Annotated in this window: 13 protein-coding genes; 5 read left to right on the top strand and 8 right to left on the bottom strand. The window is 39.4% G+C overall.

Going from position 1 to position 17116, the window contains the following annotated elements; genetic code table 11:
* Window positions 1-71: 71 nt before the first annotated feature.
* Window positions 72-1106 (bottom strand): lipase secretion chaperone, encoded by a 1035-nt coding sequence (locus tag BEN71_RS02390; RefSeq protein WP_068973802.1) that lies wholly within the window; start codon window positions 1104-1106, stop codon window positions 72-74.
* A gap of 137 nt (window positions 1107-1243) precedes the next feature.
* Here BEN71_RS02390 and truB point away from each other — a divergent pair, with 137 nt between their 5' ends.
* Entirely contained in the window at window positions 1244-2149 is a 906-nt protein-coding gene (gene truB / locus BEN71_RS02395) for a tRNA pseudouridine(55) synthase TruB (RefSeq protein WP_068973801.1), read from the top strand.
* 69 nt (window positions 2150-2218) lie between these two features.
* Window positions 2219-2986: a sulfite exporter TauE/SafE family protein gene (locus tag BEN71_RS02400; RefSeq protein ID WP_068973800.1), complete on the top strand. Its 768-nt coding sequence runs from the start codon at window positions 2219-2221 to the stop codon at window positions 2984-2986.
* Between the two features lie 266 nt (window positions 2987-3252).
* On the opposite strand, the gene BEN71_RS02405 is transcribed toward BEN71_RS02400, so the two are convergent.
* Window positions 3253-4533 carry an FAD-dependent oxidoreductase gene (locus tag BEN71_RS02405; protein ID WP_068973799.1) on the bottom strand — a complete coding sequence of 427 codons (1281 nt, stop codon included), beginning with the start codon at window positions 4531-4533 and terminating at the stop codon, window positions 3253-3255.
* 170 nt (window positions 4534-4703) lie between these two features.
* Here BEN71_RS02405 and BEN71_RS02410 point away from each other — a divergent pair, with 170 nt between their 5' ends.
* Window positions 4704-5198, top strand: coding sequence for a DUF4274 domain-containing protein (locus tag BEN71_RS02410; protein WP_068973798.1), 495 nt, complete (start codon window positions 4704-4706; stop codon window positions 5196-5198).
* A gap of 53 nt (window positions 5199-5251) precedes the next feature.
* On the opposite strand, the gene BEN71_RS02415 is transcribed toward BEN71_RS02410, so the two are convergent.
* The 5 genes from BEN71_RS02415 to BEN71_RS02435 form a co-directional block, all read right to left on the bottom strand.
* Complete coding sequence (locus BEN71_RS02415) at window positions 5252-6334, bottom strand: patatin-like phospholipase family protein (protein ID WP_068973797.1); 1083 nt, start codon at window positions 6332-6334, stop codon at window positions 5252-5254.
* A 367-nt stretch (window positions 6335-6701) separates the two neighbouring features.
* On the bottom strand, window positions 6702-8321 hold the full coding sequence (locus BEN71_RS02420; RefSeq protein WP_068973796.1) for an ABC1 kinase family protein: 1620 nt from the start codon (window positions 8319-8321) through the stop codon (window positions 6702-6704).
* A gap of 8 nt (window positions 8322-8329) precedes the next feature.
* Window positions 8330-8995, bottom strand: a complete 666-nt coding sequence (locus BEN71_RS02425; RefSeq protein ID WP_068973795.1) for a ubiquinone biosynthesis accessory factor UbiJ — start codon at window positions 8993-8995, stop codon at window positions 8330-8332.
* 12 nt (window positions 8996-9007) lie between these two features.
* On the bottom strand, window positions 9008-9952 hold the full coding sequence (gene ubiE / locus BEN71_RS02430) for a bifunctional demethylmenaquinone methyltransferase/2-methoxy-6-polyprenyl-1,4-benzoquinol methylase UbiE (protein WP_068973794.1): 945 nt from the start codon (window positions 9950-9952) through the stop codon (window positions 9008-9010).
* Window positions 9953-10104: 152 nt separating this feature from the next.
* Window positions 10105-10812, bottom strand: a complete 708-nt coding sequence (locus BEN71_RS02435) for an FFLEELY motif protein (protein WP_068973793.1) — start codon at window positions 10810-10812, stop codon at window positions 10105-10107.
* Window positions 10813-11026: 214 nt separating this feature from the next.
* Here BEN71_RS02435 and pap point away from each other — a divergent pair, with 214 nt between their 5' ends.
* A complete protein-coding gene (gene pap, locus BEN71_RS02440) occupies window positions 11027-12445 on the top strand; it encodes a polyphosphate:AMP phosphotransferase (protein ID WP_068973792.1) in 1419 nt (472 codons plus the stop codon).
* 249 nt (window positions 12446-12694) lie between these two features.
* Here the strand turns inward: pap and BEN71_RS02445 are convergent, their stop codons facing one another.
* Complete coding sequence (locus BEN71_RS02445; protein ID WP_068973791.1) at window positions 12695-13207, bottom strand: hypothetical protein; 513 nt, start codon at window positions 13205-13207, stop codon at window positions 12695-12697.
* 183 nt (window positions 13208-13390) lie between these two features.
* Here BEN71_RS02445 and BEN71_RS02450 point away from each other — a divergent pair, with 183 nt between their 5' ends.
* A complete protein-coding gene (locus BEN71_RS02450) occupies window positions 13391-17116 on the top strand; it encodes an exodeoxyribonuclease V subunit gamma (RefSeq protein WP_068973790.1) in 3726 nt (1241 codons plus the stop codon).

Below are 17116 nucleotides of genomic sequence, written 5' to 3' on the forward strand. Positions count from 1 at the left end.
GCGACATAAACTCATTACCAATAACGTGTTGTCGGTATCTCTATATTCCCTGTGTATTGAAAATTTGATCATTAATTCGCAAATGGTAATTTCCCTCCTTGGTCATGAATAGTTTCAAAAGTTTGTAAGCGTAATTGCTCTTGTTGATTGCTAAATTGCTTTTGTTTGAGTTGTTCCACAGCACTTTGTTTTGCTGAATCACTCATATTGCTTTTGATAATGCTGTCGCGATCAGTAAGATATTGGGTGACTTTATTTCTCCAATCATTACGTTGTACATCTAAGCTTTCTAAGCGTTGTGTTGCTTCAGCACCGACAAGATTAGTGCGCATTTGACGTAATTCCTCAGCGGAACCTCCACGAGCTTTAATCTCAGCTGTGAGCTTTCTCAGATCTTCTAGTTGGTTGAGTTGCTGTAGGTTTTCTTTCCAATCTTCAGGAAGTTTGTCGAAGAGGTCTTTGAGTTTCTTGGCTTTTTCATCGGCAGATAAATTTTTATTATCCAAGATTGCCATACGATCCACAGTATATTGGTCATAGGTGTCTTGAGTGCCAAATAAGCCTTGAATTTCGTAGTCTGAAAAGAATTGCTTTCTTAAACTTTGGGTGTTATTCACAATTTGTTGATAATACTGCACACTTTCCTTATCCGCTGTGGGTGCTTGTAAGTCACCAAGTTTATTGCGGTAGTTGATGTAACGTGTCCATAAATCCCCGAGTTGTGAACGAACAGGATCTTGATAACTGACTTTGATATAGCTGAGAAAATCCGTTTTAATTTGTTCAACCGTTTTTTCACCATACTGAGTAATGAAATATTCAAAACAGTCTTTAGTTTGTTCATTCACAATCAAACGGTTGCTTGCATCTGTTCGGATTTGACAATTGATTTGGGTATCTTGTTGGCTTTTACTGGCAAAACTGATGGCTTCTGAAGCAGAAATTTGAGATGGAGCTAATTGTCCAGCTTGCTGCTGTAGTTGTAGTGTATTGTCTGAATTTTTAGTGTCTTGTGTACTTGGTTTTAACCAAAAAATAATCGCTAAAATAAGGATTAACAAAACAATAGCTGCTAACCCTAGCATTTTTTTTCTAGACAGTTCCATCTAATATCCTATTTTTTTAATATTTTTATAGACAAAGCAATTTGACATAAAAGCATCAGTTTCTCATTTAAAATTTGTAAAAATAGACAAGTGGTTTTTGTTAAACTACATCAATCATATCTTTATACAGTCTGATTATGTCCGCTAAAGCTCAAAAAATATCACGTCGCCATATCAGTGGTGTTTTTTTATTGAATAAGCCTTTGGGTATTAGTTCAAATGCAGCCTTACAGAAAGTACGTTGGTTATACCGTGCGCAAAAAGCAGGACATACAGGGGCTTTAGATCCTTTGGCTTCTGGTTTATTACCCATTTGTCTGGGTGAGGCGACGAAATTTTCACATTATTTACTCGATTCAACTAAGCGTTATCAAACCACAATTCAATTGGGCAATAGCACCACGACAGGTGATGTCGAAGGTGAAACCCTTTTAGAAAAAGCAGTTCCTGAATTAAATCCAGACATGATCGAGCAGGTTTTGGCGCAATTCACAGGGGATATTCAGCAAATTCCTCCGATGTATTCAGCACTTAAAAAAGAAGGTCGTCCTTTATATGAGTTGGCACGTAAAGGCATTGAGATCGAACGCGAAGCTCGTCCAATCACCATTGAGCAAATTCAACTTTTATCTTTTACAGCAGATTCAATAACGCTAGATGTGACTTGTTCAAAAGGGACGTATATCCGAGTTTTGGGTGAGGATATTGCCAAAGCCTTGGGTACTTATGGACATTTGACCTATTTACATCGAATTAAAACAGGACATTTTGATCTTCTTCCTGAATATACGATTGAGTATTTAGAAAGTTTGACTGAGCAACAGCGTGAAGCTTTGTTATTACCCGTGTATGCGCCGATTGATCATTTCACTAAAATCCAAGCACCTGAAGGTCGTGCAGAATACTTTTGCCGCGGTATGGAAAGTAATATTGACCATGCTGCCGAGGCTGAGGTTTTGGTTTTTGAGGGTGATAAATGTCTAGGGCTGGCAGAAATTAGTGATAAAAAGCGTTTAATTCCGAAAAGAGTGTTAAACCTCTAAATAAACCATCAGTTTTGCTGGCAATGTTGTTATTATTTCTCACATTGTGAAAACTTTAGAGTAAGTGGTATGGAATTTGATCTGATCCTCAGTCTGATCTTTTTTGCCTTTTGTGCAGGTGCAATTGATGCGGCTGTCGGAGGTGGAGGTCTGATTCAAATTCCTGCGTTAATGGGTGCTTTACCACACTATCCAACTGCGACAATTTTTGGAACCAATAAACTGGCTTCTATTTGTGGTACGGCATCTGCTGCTTTCTCTTATTTAAAACAAGTCAAAATCCAGTGGAAATTACTTGCTGTTATTGGTGTTACTGCATTTATCAGTTCATTTGGTGGTGCAGCATGTGTATCACTGATTCCTCAAAATATTCTGCGACCATTCGTGCTATTCATGCTGATTGTGATTGCGATTTATACTTTGTTAAAAAAGCAATTTGGTCAAATCCATATTCAACAAGAAATCACCAATAAAATGCTACTGATTGCAGGAGTCGGTGGTTTAGCCATTGGTTTCTATGATGGTATTTTTGGACCAGGCACAGGAAGTTTCTTCATTTTTTATTTCATACGTTATTTAAAAGTTGATTTTTTACATGCATCTGCATTGTCAAAAATCGGTAATTTTATGACCAACTTTGCTGCTTTAAGTTTCTTCATCCCTACCGGACATGTGTTATTTCAACTGGGTTTAATGATGGCAGTTGCTAATGTTTGTGGTTCATTGGTCGGGGTAAAAATGGCTTTGAAATATGGCAGTGGCTTTATTCGTATTCTATTTCTAATTCTTGTGAGTGTCTTAATCTGCCGTTTGGCTTATCAAATGTTTATGAGTTAAAGATGTGAGTTAAGAATTCAATATTACGATCATCGTATTTGAGTTTATTAGAACATGGAGAGTTTCGTTCTAATAAACTTTAAGTTCTTCAATATTTCTAAAATCATAATTTTATGTTGTTCAAGTGCTAATTGAGATGTAGTTGATCTGACCATCTATGTAATCGAAGTCGAGTGTCATAAAAAGAGCACTCAAATAAAAAGTGATTATTCACTAATGGGAAAAGCGGGATATCATTCCGAGAGGTTTAGTGTTTATAGTTACTGTTATTTTTTCTTGCCCGTCGAAATCTCCTCATACTTCATTTGACTAAACATGCCTGATTTTAAACCTGACACGGTAATTGCCATTTCTTTACGGAAGTAGGGAATACGATACATCCATGAAAAGGTTAAATCACGGAATCCACCTGCCCACCAATGTTCAGATTGATAGAGTGGTGTAAGAAGTCGACTTAAAAATTGATAAAAAGCTGTCGAACTTTGACGATGTTGGTGATAAGTTTTCCAAAGTTGTGGATAATCAAGTGATCCATGCTGTGTAGCATTTTCAACAGCTTGTCCTAAAGCCCACGCATCCAAGAGAGCCATATTTGCACCTTGCCCAAGTTGTGGGCTCATGGCATGCGCCGCATCACCAATTACACCAAGTCGACCCTTGCCAAACTTTGACATCACCACATCACGATAATTTGCTGAAAGCCATTGTTGTTTATCTTCAGGATTGGCAATCACTTGTTCTAACCAATCTGCGATAGGTGACCAACGTTTTGAAACTTGTTTTAACCATTCTGAACGTGCTTGATTGGTCTGTAAAAAATTGCCCAATTGATCTGTGGGTAAACTCCAAAACACACTCGAAAGCCGTTGCTTAGGTGCAGTCGGTACAGCACCTGTTGGCAGGATTCCCATCATAATTTTAGAACGATCATAAAACTGATGCAGAATTTGGGTATCGAAGTCTAGGCATTCAGGAACAATGGTCCATTTTGCACCCCATGGATAAGCTTGATCGACTTTAACCCATGACTTGGGTCTCAGTTCGCTTCGTGCGCCATTGGCAATAATCACACAATCAAAAACTTGATCGAATTTTTCACCATTGACAGTACCATAGACTCGAATTTCATCTGTAGTTTCTTCAAGGCGTTGAATATCTGTATTCATTTGCCATGTGATGAGTTTAGGATATTCACGACATTTATGTTCAAGAATATGACAGAGAGTTGCTCGATGAATCCCTAGACCATAAAAATCGGGATGTGCTTGTGCATAATGACTATCGACCAGTTTAAAGCCACTTGGTAGTTGACCTTCTAGACCTGTCACGATTGCACCCAATTTTACAGCATCATCCAATACGCCTAAATGTTCAAATACTGCAAGCCCTGAGGGTTGTAGTAATAAGCCTGCACCCACAGGTTCGAGTTTTTCAGCTTTTTCAAATAGAGTGACCTGAATATTTTGTCGTGCCAATAGGATTGCGGTGGCAAGCCCTGCTGTTCCTGCACCGATGATGGCAAATTTTTGAATTTTAGTTTGAATCATTATTGAAGTGTGTATTTGTAATTAGCTTAAATTTAACAAAAAATGGGGAATAGGCAAGATAAAAATTGGTTCATTATTTTCATTTTTTAATGTAAATAAAGTTTTGCATACAGATGCAACACTTGATATTTTAAGCTTAAATAATACAAGATAATTAATGAATGAAAGAGATGTCGAGAGCTGAAATTAAACAACAGTTTTGGGATAATTATTTTAACACTGTTTCAGAAGAGGAATTATTTTGTACAGTGGATAGTTTAAATTGGGATAGCGGGGAAGAGTTTGCTAACCGCTTACTTGATTATTCACATATTGACCAAGCTACTGTCTTATTACTGTATTGGAAAAGTACACCAGCATATAGTAAAAAATATCTGAATCGTGAAGAAGTGCTTGCAGATGTTAGTTGGTATATTGATAATTTTGATTGGATTGAGCGTTTAGAACAAAAGTTTTTAGCTGGATTTTGGAAGAATCAAAAACTAGCATTTGGTTTTTTCGGTGAATATGGAGGTGAAAACTGGTCAAAGCATTGTCGCCACACCTCAGATATGAAACGTGAAATTCCCGCCATTATGATGCAAAGTTTAGAAGGTGTTGTGGCGGAAATAGATATCTATAGCTTTGATCCAGAAGATGTTATTAATCGTTGGTTTGCGTTATAAGAGGCTGAACTTGTGCAAGGTGCTTTAAAAAGCACCTTGATAGATATTAAGTTCTATAGCAACTTTACATGTTCTGTAAAATTCTGCTTTTCCACCAGTTCTAAAAACTCATCGCCCATACGTTGACTTTCAGCCACAGATTGTCGCCATAATTTTTTACGTTCACTGTCTGATAAGCCTTTCATCACAAAGTCTTTACGGTCAGGGAGGCGACCCAAAGGCAATGACTTTAGATATTCCGCAGACGGTGAAAGCAGTAAAGTCCGTGCTTGATTTTCAGGATTGGCTTTGCGGGATTTAAACATTTTATCGAACCAACCAGGGGTGATACTGTCGGTGAAATGTGGATATAAAACAATCCCTTTGCTGTTGAATGGCAAGTCGATGTGATAGTCGATCAAACCACCATCACGATATGCGCCTTGTGGTGCATCAGCGATATTTTTTACTGCAGGAGTTACACCTGGAATCGAGCCTGAAGCCATCAGCCAATCTGCGACATTGTCGGTATTAAAGTTGACATAATGGGTTGTAAAAGCATCATCCTGAATTTTAAATTGTGGAAAATGTTCAGGCTGACTGATCACCCGTTGCATAAATTTATTGAGGTGATTGCGTGAAATTGCATTGCTACCAATGATGCCCAGTAATGAACCATAGAGCGCAAGCTTTTGATCACTTTGGAAAATATGCACTGCTTTGGCAGCGATAATCGCAAGGTGGTAATCAGGATGAGTGACTAATTTTTCAGATTGATCACCGAGTATTCCATGTAACATATCCCGTGAAATTTTCTCAATCTCAGCGATTTTCATGCCTTTATGAAAGGGCAGATTGATATATAACTCTGCCAGTTGTTCTGCGCCCTTTTTTTCACCTTGTGCAATCAGACTTGCAAAACGCCATGCACCCACTGATGAGCCGATGAGGTAACGACGTTGTTTCGCTCTTTGTAGGAAATCACCGAAAATGGCTTGATCCAAACCCATTAAACCTATGCCTTTCGGACCACCTGCCGCACCAGGAATCATGTCGACATAGTGTGCTTGTAGTCCTTCTTTTTGAATCAGTTGTTTGGCAAGTGAGCCTGCTTGGATGGTTAATGCAGCAGGGCGCTTTTGTAGAATTTGGGTCATGGGTTCACTCACTCAAACGGATGAGGGTATTTTAGTGGTGAGGGATTGTTGGACAATGGCGAGAGGTTTCAGTGGGTGACTTGGGAGTCATTTGTTCTATTTATTTAATCTGGATATTAGACTTCTTGCGAAAGTTAGTTTCGGCAATATTTGAATCCTCCCCTTGCGGAACATGTTCCTCACTTTTTTCAAAGGAGGGATGAGTAGCTCAGCTACGCAAGATTACTAAAAATTACTTTAGTTACAAGAATTTCCCCCCTTTTTCCTTGTGCCATATATGGCTCAGGGTTAGGGGAGATTTTAGGGGGTTTTCAAATAATTTTGCTTAACTGATCGGCATTATATTCGTTGAATAGGCTTGAAAAGTTTACTTCGCAATCCTCCAAACCGCTAAAACACTCGCCAATACTATCAGCACAATTGAGATATACCACGGTGCAATAATCGCTATCGACAATAAAATCGCCATGATACTGCCAAACATCCAACTGCGTTTTTGTTGATGTTCTACTTCCAAACGCATCATCTGCAATTCATGTAACTGTTTTGAATGCCATGCAGATTGGTTTTTTAAACCATTCAAACTATCAATCAGCAATGTAGGGAAATCCTGCGCACCTAACAGTAGGTCAGGAATTTTTTGTCCTAATTCCTTTAAGTTCTTCTGCGGATTCATTTGGGCTTTAACCCATTCGGTCAGAATCGGTTTTGCTAAACTCCAAATGTCCAAATCAGGATATAAGTCTGTTCCTAAGCCTTCCACATGCACCAATGTTTTGAGTAATAACATCAGTTGTGGTGGAATTTCCAAATGGAAACGACGAGCAATATCCATAACTTGAATCAGGATGCCTGCAAAATCCAACTCATGCATTGGTTTAGACACCATCGGTCCAACCGTACGACGCATTTCACGTGCCAAAGCATCTTGATCAGTGCCAGGTGGAATCCAACCTGCTTGATGCACGATCTGAATCAATTGCATAAAGTCGCTGTTCATCACAGACAATAACATACGAGCGACAGTCATCTGATCTGACTTAGACAATTCGCCCATAATTGCACAATCAAGGGCAATATAACGAGGTTTGCTTGGATTCAAGGTTTCAACAAAGACATTTCCAGGATGCATATCCGCATGGAAGAAGTTGTCACGGAATACTTGGGTAAAGAAAATCGTTAACCCTTTTTCAGCTAAATCTTTACGATCCATGCCGAGTTTTTCAAAGGTTTCAATGTCAGAAATTGGCACACCTGTGATGCGTTCAGCGACCATTACATCTTTGCTATCCATATACACTTCAGGCACATACATCATGCTTGAGCCTGTGAAGTAATGGCGCATACGGCGGGTATTATCTGCTTCTAAAGTCAAATCCAATTCATTCAAAATGACTTGACGATAGTTCTCGATAATTTCTGAAATATGCACAGCACGTGCTGCTTCAAGGCGTTTTTCCAAATTCGCCCCAAGCCATCTTAAAATTTCAAAATCTTCTAAGATTTGACTGCGAATATCAGGTCGAGTGACTTTGACTACGACTTCACGACCATCATGCAAAGCCGCTGTGTGTACTTGTGCAATCGAAGCCGCAGCTAAAGGCTGTTCATCAAAACGAGCGAAAAGTGTTGAGATATTGGCTTTGAGTGATTCTTCAATACGTGTTCTTGCAACATTTGAATCAAAAGGTTTGACACGATCTTGTAGTAAAACCAATTGCTGTAGAATTTCAGGTGGAATCAAATCACGGCGAGTTGAAAGTAATTGCCCTAACTTGATTGCCAAAGGTCCCATTTTTTCTAAAGCTTCTTTGAGCTTTAGTGGATTTTTCTTCTCTTTACTTGACCATGCAGCAGGGTGCATACGAATAATCGACAAGGCATGGCGGGCTTTTTCAGGTAATTCTTCCGCAGGTACCAATGTATCGAGTCTATAGTGAGCAGCGATGCGCCACAGGTCGAGCAATCGGGAAATGTGCGGAATCATAAATGGTCTTACCTAGGTTGTTCAGAGTTGAAATGGTTTTGAAGCTGTTGAATTTTCGCTTCAAGCCGATCAATATTTTGGTTGAGAGAACGCGTATCGTGTTGCAAATCATCCATTTGCCAACGTGGAGCAACTAAGCCAGTGTCTTCTTTTAAAAAGTCTTCGGCAAAAAATAAATGACTTTGTAAAGAGCGTTTGATCAGTTTTGGCGCAAGCTGAATTTTACCAATTTCATGTGCCAATGCAGGACCAATCCACGGGCTTAAATGCGAGGCTAAATCAGGTTCAGCCTGTTGCAGAATACGTTGAATATCCTGTAGCAGGTGATAATCACCTTGAAGTGGAATATTACCAATATCATCCGCAACAAACAGTTTGGCGAGTTCAACTACACTTTTGACATGCAAAGTCGCAGTTGCTTCTGAAATCGCAACTGTTTGATCAAAAGGACGTTGTTCAAACACAGATGGCGTATCGCTTTTGCCTGTCACTGTCGGTTCAAGCCGAACTTTATGCGTATCAAAAAACACATCAACAGACAATTGTGGTGAATCGATCACCACACGTAATAATTTACCTTGTAATTCATCGAATTGGATACGAGTGATCGCATCCAAATTGATAAATTGATTGATCAGCCGTTCAACAGCACCGAGTGCCAAAATTGACCACATGGCGATTGACCTTTAAAGTTTAAAACCACGATGCACAGCCACGATTCCACCTGTTAGATTGTGGTAATCGGTGTTTTGGAAGCCTGCATTTTCCATCATGCCTTTTAAGGTACGTTGGTCAGGGTGCATACGGATTGATTCAGCTAAATATTTATAACTTTCTGAGTCATTCGCTACAAGTTTACCCATGATCGGTAAAGCAGTGAATGAATACAAATCATACAATTTTGAGAATGGCTCGAACACTGGTTTAGAGAATTCTAAAATCAATAAACGACCGCCTGGCTTAAGTACACGATACATCGCAGCAAGTGCAGCATCTTTATCGGTCACGTTACGTAAACCAAAACTGATGGTTAAAAGGTCAAAACTGTTGTCTGCGAATGGTTCTAAAGTTTCAGCATTGGCTAAAACAAAATCCACATTGGTACAGCCTGCATCGAGTAAACGATCACGACCTACATTCAACATAGATTCGTTAATGTCTGATAATACAACATGACCTGTAGGACCAACTTCACGGCTGAAGACTTTGGCTAAGTCACCTGTACCGCCTGCGATATCAAGTACGTGTTGACCGCGGCGTACACCTGACATATTGATCGCAAAGCGTTTCCATAAACGGTGAATACCGAAAGACATCAAGTCATTCATGATGTCGTATTTTGCTGCAACTGAGTGGAACACTTCTGCTACTTTTTGCGCTTTGTCTTCACTGCTAACCGTTTGGTAGCCGAAATGTGTGGTTGCACCGACATTGCCTGTGTTTGCGCCACGAGGTAGATTGTATTTAGGCACAGTGCCTGAAACTGGTGTATCGGTCAGCTGTTGTTGTAAAGATTGTTGCTGACCTTGTGGTGCGCCTTGTGGCAATGGTTCTGTTAGAAATGGACTGACTTTGTCTGTATTGGTTGCCGTTTCAGCAGGTGCTGTAGGCTTTTGGTCTTCATTCGACATTTGAGTCACTCCTGAACACAAAAATGGGAAATTTTATATTGCCCTGCATAATGACAGATTCTGAAAAAATTTGCAGTCATCATCCAACAATTGTTATGAATAATATACAAAAACCGATCTAAAAGATCGGTTTGTTGAGTGCACAATTAAAATTAAATTTCAAATGGATGTGGATGCCCTGAATGGACTTTTTCAACAATCTCAGTTTCTTTTACGGTAAATTCGTGAATAAACTTGGCTGCGGATTTCATCGGTTTCATTGCCACAAAACCTTCACCAATAAAGTCATACATCAGTTCAAATTTATATTTCGCTGCTGTGCCTTTACACATTTTAAAAGCAGTATGCATGATAAATGAGCGCATATATTTATCCAATGCGCCGCCCAAATCATCCAATAGCCCCAATTGCTCTAAACGGGCATCGTGTTGATCAAGTTTAAGCAAGGTTTGGCGCATCATTTCGTCATCAATGGCTTGGTCAGCAGGGTAGTCTTGTAAAAGTTGTGCTGCGACTTGTTCATCGAGTTGCATTGCCAATACAGCAAGCCCGACTGACTTTAAACCTGTTTTGATGGCATTTTCAGGAATGATTTTTTCTGCTTTGTACGCATACTTTAAAAGGCGTTCAATTTGCAAAGCGAGATCATCAAACTCAGGACCACCATATAAACGGTTGATAAAGTATTTCGCCATCAACTGGTTTTCTTTTTGATTAAACAAATCATGGTGCGTTTTTTGAATGCGAACTTTTAACCAACCTTGGGCTTCATGTAGGCGCTTTTCAAGAATTGGGTCAGTGTGATAACTCAATTGTTGGTATTGTTCTAAAAGCTGATCGAGTGCAGCAAGTTTTGACATACAAAAACTCTAAATTTCGTTTTATAAAAGCATAAAGGCAGTTTAATCATATCGCCATGACAAAAGTACAAAAACAATTGGGAAATATGGTCAGTGGATGTCTTATTCAGCGAGATTAGTTTGCTTCGCTGTATTTTTATACAGAAAAGATATGGTGTGATTTTAGAGAAAGGTTATACTCGAATGAAGTACAGTTAAATCAAAAGAGTAGCAAATGATTGAAGAACAACTACAATTTTCATTGCGGGATGAAGAAGAACTTTCGGTTGATTTGATTGAAGCACAATACGCACTTAAAAATTCTAAAGGTCAAAGCAATGCCAAAAGCATCGTGATCTTGGTCAGTGGTATTGAGCTTGCGGGTAAAGGTGAAGCAGTAAAACAACTACGTGAATGGGTTGACCCACGTTATTTACGTGTTAAAGCTGATCCTGCACACCTATTTACCTTTAGACAAACATTTTGGCAGCCTTATGCAAGACATATCCCTGCTGAAGGGCAAATCCAAGTCTTTTTTGGCAACTGGTATAGTGATTTATTATCAACGGCAATGCATGTGTCTAAGCCTTTGGATGAAACGTTATTTGATGCTTATATCGAAAGCATGCGCACATTTGAACAGGATTTAAAAAATAACCATGTGGATGTGATTAAAGTCTGGTTTGATCTGCCGTGGAAAAATTTGCAAAAGCGTTTGGATAATATTGATGCCTCTGAGCAACGTTGGCACAAGTTGATGGGCTTAGATTGGCGCAATAAAAAGCAATACGACACCATACAAAAGCTTCGTCAGCATTTTACTGATGATTGGTATGTGATTGATTGTGAAGATGAAGAAGTCCGTGATCAACAATTTGCACAATATATTTTGCATGCCTTAAAACAATTACCGAAACATAAAACCACGGTGAGAACTAAGTGGAAGCAAGCCCCTGTTCCTGAAAGTCTGTTGAATCCATCTACTGATGAGATGAAAAATGATGATTATAAGGCTGAGTTAAAGAAATTATCCAAGAAAGTCTCTGATGCCTTGCGTAATGACCCACGCAATATTGTGGTGACGTTTGAAGGTATGGATGCTGCGGGGAAAGGTGGTGCGATCAAGCGGATTGTTAAAAATCTTGATCCTCGTGAATATGAAATTCATACCATTGCCGCACCTGAGCAGTATGAGTTACGTCGTCCATATCAGTGGCGTTTTTGGACGAAGATTCAACCTGAAGAAAAGATCAGCATTTTTGACCGTACTTGGTATGGGCGGGTTTTGGTGGAACGGATTGAGGGCTTTGCTAAACCTGCGGAATGGCAACGTGCTTATGATGAAATCAATCGTTTTGAAAAGGATTTAAGTGATAATCAAACGGTGCTGATTAAGTTTTGGCTGGCGATTAGCAAAGATGAGCAAGAGGCTCGTTTTAAAGCACGTGAAGAAACACCGCATAAGCGTTTTAAAATTACCCCAGATGATTGGCGTAATCGTGGGCATTGGGATGATTATTTAAATGCGGCGGCGGATATGTTTGAGCGTACCAATACTGAGTATGCGCCGTGGCATATTATTTCAACTAATGATAAGTATTCGGCACGTATTCAGGTGCTTAAGGCGATATTGAAACAGTTAAATGTGGATTGATGTTGAAGAATTTTTTTTTCTTAGGCGTCATGCATGGCTTAGGGATGCTGTGTTTTTCATATACATCCTCTCCCTAACCCTCTCCTTGAAAAGGAGAGGGGACTTTCATTATGAATTAAATGTTGATTGTAATTAGACTTATTGCAAAAACTTTATTGTTGATAAGACTGGTTTAGTTAAAATCGGGAATGCATAAAAAAGAACATCGGATTATGAGTCCGATGCTCTAAACGACTAGAAATATTCAGATCAAGAATACTTCACCACACTCGCATTCTGTTTCTGTTGAATGCCTTTTGCCAATTTATAACATTCATCCACATGCGCTTCAGCGACTTTTTTCATCACGATATAGCCCAAGCTTGCCGCAATGATCGAACCGCCCAAAGGAATAAATTTAGTCACTTGTTTGGTGATGACTTTGGCAGCAACATTATTCAAAGAAGATTTCACCGCAGTGCGTGCTACCACCAAGCCCGAAAACTCAAAACCACGTTTACGCAATTCATTCCAATGGATTTTTTTGGTCGCAGGGTCATAAACGCTGATTTGATCAGGTGCTAAACCAAAACGGGCATTAATTTCAGGAATCAATTGCGATAAAATTCCCACATCAATCACCACATCAAAAAATGGTACAGGAACAACGGCTGCACCTGCTGAAAAATAAGCACGTTTTTTGACGAGGTCTAAGCATTCATTACGAATTTGTTCTAAATTTAAAGTTGGGTCGATTGAATCTGGGATTTTATCAATTTTCATAAAACAATTACCTATTTTTCAAGCATTTTATATTTCGGCGGATACCAGTTTTTAAGCTTGACGGTGTGAAGTTATTTCCAAATATAGTGTAAAAATGCCATAGTATGACGCAGTTGTATAGTGGTGAATGTTTATGTTTTTGTGCATCACCATGCAGAGTAAAATATTGACAGTTGAGGGATTATGGCAATACATGTGATTCAAAGCCAACGCATTGACGTTTTGGTGCAAGGGCTTTTGCAAAATACGACACAGCCATCTAAAAATCCTTTTGCTGTCCTGCAAACACAACATTTTATTGTACCGAGCCCTGCTGTTCAGGAATGGCTCAGTCAACGTATCGCTGAACAACAAGGGATTAGTGCCAATAGCCAATTTCACCAACGGATTCGTGGTTTTCAATGGTTTGCCTATCAACAAGTTTTAGAAGATAAAGATAAAGTTCGTAAAGCCAATATTCCACGTTTGATTATGAAATGGCGCATTTATCAAACTTTAAAAAGTTTTATTGAAAGTGATGAAAATAGCCTTGCTGAACATCATCCTTTACATAGCATTATTCAACGTATTTATGATGCCGCTTCACAGCTTGAAAATGGTTTAGATAAACAACTCAAAAAACAAAGTATGTTGTATTGGGTGTCTGAACAAGTATCAAAGTTATTCAGCAACTATATGATGTATCGTGGCGAATGTCAGCGTGCATGTGAACATATCTGTACCTGTCCAAGTAATTGGCTCGGACAATGGGGACGTGGTCAAGAACTCAATTTAGAACAACAATTCTTTAAAACCAATCAAGCGATTTCAGCATTCACTTTAAATCAAGCGCAAGAATTGGAAAGCTGGCAACGATGGTTGTGGCAACAGACATTTCATGATGATTTTGTTGAAATGCAAAGTATTGATGATGACTTTTGGCAGATTTTAGATGATGAGGTTAAACGTCCTTTCGCATTGAAAAAATTGCCAAGTCGTTTGATTGTTTTCACCTTACTCGATTTACCACCGAGCCAATTGCAGTTTTTAAGACGATTGGGACAATATTTAGATGTCATCATTCTGCATTACAACCCATCGCAAGAATATTGGGCGGATAGTGTCGATCCAAACTGGAAAAAACAATACGATTTACGTGTCAAAGAACGCTTTATTGCCAAGCATCCTAAAGCGACAGATGAGGATATTCAAAAGTTCTTTGATGAATTTACTTTAAATTTTAATGCTGAAATTCGTGAATCACGTCATCCATTACTGACTCGTTTTGGTAAACAAGCCCGTGATCATTTCTCGATTCTTTCCAATCTTTCATCGGGTGATGAAGGGCAATGGGTCGATGCCTTTGTCGATGAAGAACCGACCAATTTATTGACGAAATTACAGTCTGATATTCTGTATTTGGTTGAGCCTGAACCGCATGCTTATCCAATTGCTGAGGACGATGATTCGATTCAAATACATGTCTGTCATTCGTCATTGCGTCAGTTGGAAGTTTTAAAAGATCAACTGATTCATTGGTTGGCGCAAGGTACGGCAGAGAATCCACATCGTCCGAGTGATATTCTGGTTTTAGTTCCAGATTTAAAACAAATTGAACCGCTAATTCGTAGTGTATTCCCACATACGCCAAACCAAGACAGTGTTTATTTACCTGTGAAAATTGCAGGGGTGACGCAACTGGATGCCAATAATGCATGGCGGGCAGTGCTTGGGCGTATTCAATTGGTCGAAGGGCGTTTTAGTGTCGAAGATTTTGCTGATTGGCTGAGTTTAAATGCCACACAAATCCGCTATGAGCTTGATGTTTCCAATACCGAACGCATGATTGATTTGTTGATCAGTGCAGGGTTTAAGCGTGGTTTAGATGCGCAACATTTACAACGTTCACTCAGTGCTGACGATACTGATTATCGTTTTAGCTTTAAATATGCCTTAGATCGTTTGGCATTGGGTATGGCGGTTCCAGAGCATCAGATTTTTAAACATGTGAATGGCGATACTTTAAGTTATGCACAAGTCTTAGCCAGTGATTTTGAGCTCATTGCCAAGTTGATTCAGATTTATCAAGACTTTGACCAGCGCCGTGATTGGATGATTGCGCATGAACTGGGTAAAAATACCCAACTAAAATGCTATGTCGATGCGTGGTTAAACTTACTCATGCAAGACATTATCGAGTTTGAGCAAGCTGGAGTTGAGTCATTAAAAGTAGTCCGTGAAATTGTCAAAAAACAAGAACGTATGCTGACTTTGGCGAGCTACTATGATGAAAGAATTGAAAATCTGACTGGTGCTTCAGCGCATGTAAAAGCGCAGTCTGTTTTAAAGAATATTTACTTGCCTTTGCCTTATTTACTCAATGAAATTAACAATCTATTAGATGGACAAATAGATCAAGCCTTACCGACAGGACAAATTACCTTTAGTCAGATTGGGCAGATTCGACCATTACCCTATAAATTAATGGTGATGATGAATTTAGACGGGGGTAAATTCCCAGATCGAAATGTGCATTTACCCTTTGATTTAATGGAAATTCTAAAACCACAATTGGGGGATCGTTCTCGTTTGGATGATGACCAAGGTGCATTTTTAGATGCTTTGCTCTTGGCGCAGGAAAATCTATGGCTGTTTTATAATGGTTTTGATGTCAGTGATGGTGAGGTGCGTGATCCATCTAGTGTATTACAGGAATTGGTCAATCATATTGCTTTGATTGCACAGTCCACAAATGCTTCATTCAACTCACCTGATCAGGCAGATCAGATGGTTAATTTGAATGGTATTGAAGTCCCTGAACAAATTCAGTCTTTGTATCATATTCATACTTTACAGCCCTTTGATCCGAATGGTTTTGAAGCTACGCAGAATATCCGCTATCAAGATCAATGGTTTGCTGTGGCACAGCAGATTCGCCAAGCAGAAAAGCTATCCAAACGTACAGCTTGGGCAAATACACCTTATCCAATTGTTCAGGAAGACATGACTGTATTAGATGCAGGGCAATGGATTCAGGATGTAACTTTCCCTGCACGCTTATATCTAAAAACTTTGGGTGTGGAAAATCTACGCGCGGAAGATATTCCAACATTGAATGAGCCTTTGATTCTCGATGGTTTAGCACGTTATCAAATTCGGGATTTTTTACAGAAAAGCGATACGCAAAACAACGCAACTGATATTGGCTTATTACAAGATCAACTGCCAATGGGTAAGGTTCAGCACAGCGCATGGCAAATGAGCTTGGCGGAACAAGACAATTTACAAGAACGCTTAAAACGCTATGCACCGGAAGTGACAGCGACCACACAACGGCAATGGCGTATTGAAAAGAATGTGGTGATGAATATCACTGTGCCGAAACAATTCGGTGTGGATTGGGTCAGTTTAGATGCTTCCAGTGGTCGTGCTAAACGCCGTGCCAAAGTTTGGCTCGAATATTTATTGTGGTTGAGTTATCTAAATCTCGCAGGTGAGCAAGCCAAAGATTTGCAACGTATCGCTGTATTTAGTGATGTCACCATTATCAATACTGGGCTGAGTTCGGAGCAAGCCAAAGCACATCTATTGGCATGGTTCCAAGCCTTTACTTATGGGCAATCTGAACCTTTGGTTTTGCCCGCAGGATTATTATTAAAACTTGCTGAAAATAAAAAGCAACTCGAATGGCGCGAAGAAGAGGGACAAACCCGTATTGAAAACTTTGCAGATATTCTGGCGGAATGGAACAAGAGTGATGCCTTCTTACCTTATGATTTAAGCGAGATGGAATGGAGTCGTCAGCATCGAGATTGGCAGTTTATTTTACAAGAACAGGATGCAACCGCCTTGTTGAAACATGCCTGTGATCAATTTGCCCATGATCTGTATCAACCGATTTATCAGCATCAAACTGTTGCAGAGGAATAA

It is taken from the genome of Acinetobacter wuhouensis (assembly GCF_001696605.3).
Taxonomy (GTDB): domain Bacteria; phylum Pseudomonadota; class Gammaproteobacteria; order Pseudomonadales; family Moraxellaceae; genus Acinetobacter; species Acinetobacter wuhouensis.

What these genes read in the sequence shown, in the direction of transcription:
- pap (WP_068973792.1), top strand. Translation starts at nt 11,027, where the DNA reads ATGATTGAAGAACAACTACAATTTTCATTGCGGGATGAAGAAGAACTT.
- BEN71_RS02405 (WP_068973799.1), bottom strand. Translation starts at nt 4,533, where the DNA reads ATGATTCAAACTAAAATTCAAAAATTTGCCATCATCGGTGCAGGAACA.
- BEN71_RS02420 (WP_068973796.1), bottom strand. Translation starts at nt 8,321, where the DNA reads ATGATTCCGCACATTTCCCGATTGCTCGACCTGTGGCGCATCGCTGCT.
- truB (WP_068973801.1), top strand. Translation starts at nt 1,244, where the DNA reads ATGTCCGCTAAAGCTCAAAAAATATCACGTCGCCATATCAGTGGTGTT.
- BEN71_RS02425 (WP_068973795.1), bottom strand. Translation starts at nt 8,995, where the DNA reads ATGTGGTCAATTTTGGCACTCGGTGCTGTTGAACGGCTGATCAATCAA.
- BEN71_RS02450 (WP_068973790.1), top strand. Translation starts at nt 13,391, where the DNA reads ATGGCAATACATGTGATTCAAAGCCAACGCATTGACGTTTTGGTGCAA.
- BEN71_RS02445 (WP_068973791.1), bottom strand. Translation starts at nt 13,207, where the DNA reads ATGAAAATTGATAAAATCCCAGATTCAATCGACCCAACTTTAAATTTA.
- BEN71_RS02415 (WP_068973797.1), bottom strand. Translation starts at nt 6,334, where the DNA reads ATGACCCAAATTCTACAAAAGCGCCCTGCTGCATTAACCATCCAAGCA.
- BEN71_RS02410 (WP_068973798.1), top strand. Translation starts at nt 4,704, where the DNA reads ATGTCGAGAGCTGAAATTAAACAACAGTTTTGGGATAATTATTTTAAC.
- BEN71_RS02435 (WP_068973793.1), bottom strand. Translation starts at nt 10,812, where the DNA reads ATGTCAAAACTTGCTGCACTCGATCAGCTTTTAGAACAATACCAACAA.
- BEN71_RS02400 (WP_068973800.1), top strand. Translation starts at nt 2,219, where the DNA reads ATGGAATTTGATCTGATCCTCAGTCTGATCTTTTTTGCCTTTTGTGCA.
- BEN71_RS02390 (WP_068973802.1), bottom strand. Translation starts at nt 1,106, where the DNA reads ATGGAACTGTCTAGAAAAAAAATGCTAGGGTTAGCAGCTATTGTTTTG.
- ubiE (WP_068973794.1), bottom strand. Translation starts at nt 9,952, where the DNA reads ATGTCGAATGAAGACCAAAAGCCTACAGCACCTGCTGAAACGGCAACC.